The sequence below is a fragment of the Streptomyces sp. 15-116A genome (assembly GCF_025290915.1).
Lineage (GTDB): Bacteria > Actinomycetota > Actinomycetes > Streptomycetales > Streptomycetaceae > Streptomyces.
On sequence record NZ_JAOCQE010000418.1, the window covers coordinates 1 to 3923 of the forward strand.

4 protein-coding genes are annotated in these 3923 nt (G+C 72.1%); all 4 read right to left on the reverse strand.

Translation table 11 applies throughout. The features are described from left to right. Window positions 1–68 precede the first annotated feature (68 nt). A complete protein-coding gene (locus N4P33_RS33580) occupies window positions 69–1637 on the reverse strand; it encodes a class I adenylate-forming enzyme family protein (RefSeq protein WP_260830711.1) in 1569 nt (522 codons plus the stop codon). Between the two features lie 89 nt (window positions 1638–1726). Beyond that, window positions 1727–2269, reverse strand: coding sequence for an SRPBCC family protein (locus N4P33_RS33585; protein WP_260830712.1), 543 nt, complete (start codon window positions 2267–2269; stop codon window positions 1727–1729). A gap of 117 nt (window positions 2270–2386) precedes the next feature. Beyond that, window positions 2387–3370: an NADPH:quinone reductase gene (locus N4P33_RS33590; protein ID WP_260830714.1), complete on the reverse strand. Its 984-nt coding sequence runs from the start codon at window positions 3368–3370 to the stop codon at window positions 2387–2389. 192 nt (window positions 3371–3562) lie between these two features. Beyond that, window positions 3563–3923, reverse strand: a 361-nt coding sequence (locus N4P33_RS33595; protein ID WP_260830713.1) for a helix-turn-helix transcriptional regulator, incomplete at its 5' end; no start/stop codon positions are given.

Sequence of the window (3923 nt, forward strand, 5' to 3'; positions counted from 1 at the left end):
CCGCGTGGTGGCGGGGCGTGCGCCCTCGCGCGGCGGCCGGGCGTGCGCCGCGGCGCGGTGGCCGGGGGCTACGCCCCCGTGCGTTCCGCCTTCAGCAGCCGGGCCAGTTCCAGCCGCTTGATCTTGGTGGTGGCGGTCTGCGGCAGGTCGTCGAGCTTCCACTGCACGGGCTCCGCCATCGCGGGCAGGCCGGCCACCGCCCGCTTCCAGGCCGCGAGGTCGAGCGGCTTGTCGTCGCGGGTGCACACCACGGGCAGCGGCCTGCCGTCCTCGTCGGGGACGATGATGACCTCGACGAGCTCCGGTATCCGCGCGAAGAGCGTGTCCTCGATCTCCAGGGTGCTGTCGATGCCCTCGATCTCGTCGACCTCGCGGTCGAGCAGGTGCAGGCAGCCCCACTTGGTGCGGTAGCCCAGGTCGCCCATGCGCCACCACTCGCCGTCGGCCTGCTTCTCCCACCGCTCGTGCTCGCCGAGGTAGGTGACGATCCGTCCGTCCGAACGCACCTCGATGTAGCCGGGGTTGGACTTGGTGGGCCGCCGGCCGTCGCGGCTGACCACCCGGACGCCCGTCATGCCGGGGAACGGGGAGCCCACGCAGCGGCCGTCGGCGTCCGCGCCGCGCTTCTTCGAGTAGGTGCGCCCGGCGATCGGGCCGACCTCGCTCTGCCCGTACATCTGCACGAACTGCGGGTTCTCGCGGCGTGACGCGGTCAGCATCAGGTGCACCGTGCGCGGGTGGATGGCGTCGAAGGTGCTGCTGAAGTACTTCACGTTCGCCAGCGGCCGGCGCGGGTCGTCGACCAGCACCTCCCAGCGCAGGAACGTGTTCGGGTGCGCCTCGATCAGGCCGGGCGGCGCCTGCCGGAACACCTCGGCCACGACGTCCGGGTCGTCCTCCCGGAGAATGATCATCGGGTGGCCCTGGAGGATCGTGATCGGCATGGCCGTGAACATCCGCGAGTGCACGAACGACACGTGGATGGCCACCGGTTCGCTGCGGCCCACCAGGGACGCCACCGTGCCCTGCGGGCGGTAGCGCGCCTCGAAGGTGCGCCCGGTGTGCACCGCCAGCTTGGGCGTTCCGGTGGTCCCGGAGGTGTGGGTGACCAGCGTCGGGTGGTCCGGCGGCATGGTCACCGGCGCGACCCGCGGGGAGCCGGCCAGCGAGTCGAGTCCGACGGCCTGCTCGTGGCTGCCGGAGGCCAGGAGCACCTGCCGGGCCAGGCCGAAGATCTCGGCTGGCAGGTGGTGGTCCAGCTTGTCCTGGTCGGTCACCAGGTACGGCCGGTCCACGCGGCGCACCAGCTCGCACACGGTGGCGCCGTCGAGCTTCGGGGACAGCAGCACCGGGACGGCGCCGATCCGGGCCGCGGAGCAGGCCAGCAGCGTGATGTCGAACCCGTTGGTCTTGTGGACGACCACGCGTTCCCCGGACCGGACGCCCGCCGCCCACAGCCGGGAGGCCAGGTCGTCGACCAGGTCGGCGACCTCCGTCAGCGTCATGCGGCGCCCGCGCTCCGGAGCCACGTCGAGATCATGGTCGAGAATCACGGAATTCGCCGGATGCCGGGCCGCGGCCCGGTCGAACAGCGTGCCCAGCCGAATTCCCTTGTTTCCGATGCGCTGGAGAAACATGTGCCCACCCTCTCCTCCGCCGTGACGGTTCCTCAGCCGTGCGGCGGGCCGTGTGAATTCAGGCTCCCGTACGGATCACCGGGGAATTGTCACTGCTTTTCGATGACGGCCTTGATGCGGTTCAGCGTGGCGTCGAGGTCCTGTTCGAGCTTGGCGGTCCAGTCGGCGACGAAGCGCCTGCGGTCGGCCTCGTCGAGATCGGCGACGATCTTGTGGATGCCGGCGGTCGCCCGGCCCATGCGGAAGTGGTGGGTGAGCACGCAGCCGTCGCCGTCGGGCGCCATGTCGAAGCCCCAGATGCTCTCCTGGTCCTCACGGGCGTGGGTGAGCATCATCCACCGGAACGTGCGGCCGGGCTCGGCGGCGGTGATGCGGCACTCGGTGTGCCAGACGCCGCGCACCAGCGGGGCCCAGGCCACGACGTCCTCGCTGCGCAGGTTCTCGCCGCGGAAGACGGCGCCGACGGTGGACGGTTCGCCGGCGACCCACGTGCCGCCCCGGCATTCGGGGCTCCATTCCGCACTGCGCGGCAGGTCGCTGACGACCGAGTAGACCTCGAGCGGGGTCGCGGAAATGTGAATGTCCGCCTTGAGCTCGAAGAGCGGGGAGGTGTCGATGATTGACTCAGTCATGGGCAGAATTCTGTCCAGGCCGTCCGGCGCCGGTCAAAGAGCGGCTTTCTCATTTGTCAGGTCGGAATTCCCGCATTTCACCGGCGCCGTGGGCCGGGCCCGTGCCGCCCGGCCGCCTCAGGCCCCGGCGTCCACGCTCAGCACGATCTTTCCGTGCACCTTGCCCTCCTCCAGCCGGCGGTGCGCCTCGGCGGCGTCGCTCAGGTGCAGCCGCTCGACCGCCCGGGGCCTGAGGCGGCCGTTGGCGACGAGCCGGTTGATGGCGCTGGCGGCCTCGGCGAGCTCCCCGGCGGTGGCGTGCGAGATGGCGAAGCCGTGGATCGAACGGTCCCTCAGATACAGCGGCCCCACGGGCAGCACGGGCCGGGAGCGCAGTCCGGCGAGCACCACGATCCGCCCCCGCCCGGCGAGCAGGTCCACCGCGGTCTCCAGGTCGTTGGTGCCGGAGGCGTCGAGGTAGAGGTTCACCCCCGCCGGGACGGCGGCGCGGATGCGCCCGGCGACGTCGGGATCCCGGTAGTCGACGACGTGGTCGGCGCCGAGGCCGCGGCAGTACCCGGCGTCCCGCGCGGAGGCCACCGCGATCACCCGGGCGCCCGCGGCGGCGGCCATCACCACCAGGGCGCTCCCCACGTTGCCGCCCGCGCCGACCACGACGACGGTCTCGCCCGAGCGCAGCCGCCCGTGGGTGAACAGACCGAGGTAGGCGGTCGCGGCCGGATGCGCCAGCGCCACCGTCTCGTACGGGTCGGCGCCCTCGGGCAGCCGGTACAGCCGGTCGACGGGCACCACCACACGCTCCGCGGCGGCCCCTTGACGGCCGTCGTGGCCGAGGCTGTTGCACCACACCCGGTCACCGGGCCGGAACCGGTGGACGCCGGAGCCGACCGCGCTGACGGTGCCGGTGAGGTCGCGGCCGATGACGAAGGGGAAGGTGAGCGGGGTCCGCCAGGCACCCGAGCGCACGAAGGTGTCGACGTGGTTGACGGAGACGGCGGTGACGTCCACCAGGACGTCGGTCGGCCCCGGTTCCGGCGTGGGCTGATCACCGTAACGGATGACGTCCGGAGATCCGAGCTGTTCAATGTAGGCAGCACGCATCATGGTCACGGATTCTGGCAAAGACGACCGCCCGGCGTCCGCGAGCGGCCCAGACCCCGGCGCGGATCTGTCAGATCGCCGCCCGATCTGTCAGATCGCCACGCGGTCTGACAGCCTGCCACGGGGTCTGACAGCCTGTCGGCCGCCACGGGGACTGTCAGACCGCCACCGGGCCCGTCGGCTCCGTCCCGTTCAGGCCAGGTCGAGACGGGCCAGTTCGCGCCGGGAGCCGACGCCCAGCTTGGGATAGGCCTTGTACAGGTGGTGTTCGACGGTCCGGCGGCTGAGGAACAGCTGCGCGGCGATCTCCCGGCTGCTGTTGCCGTCGGCGGCCAGCCGGACCACCTGGAGTTCCTGCGGGGTGAGCCGGTCGAGGACGTTCTCCGCGGTCGCGTTCGCGGTCGTCGTCGCGTCGCCCGCCGCCCGGAGTTCCGCCCGGGCGCGCTCGGTCCAGGGCGCGGCCCGCAGCCGCTCGAAGCGCTCCAGGGCCGACCGCAGCGCGTCACGGGCCTCGCTGCGCCGCCGGGCCCTGCGCAGCCACTCCCCGTACAGC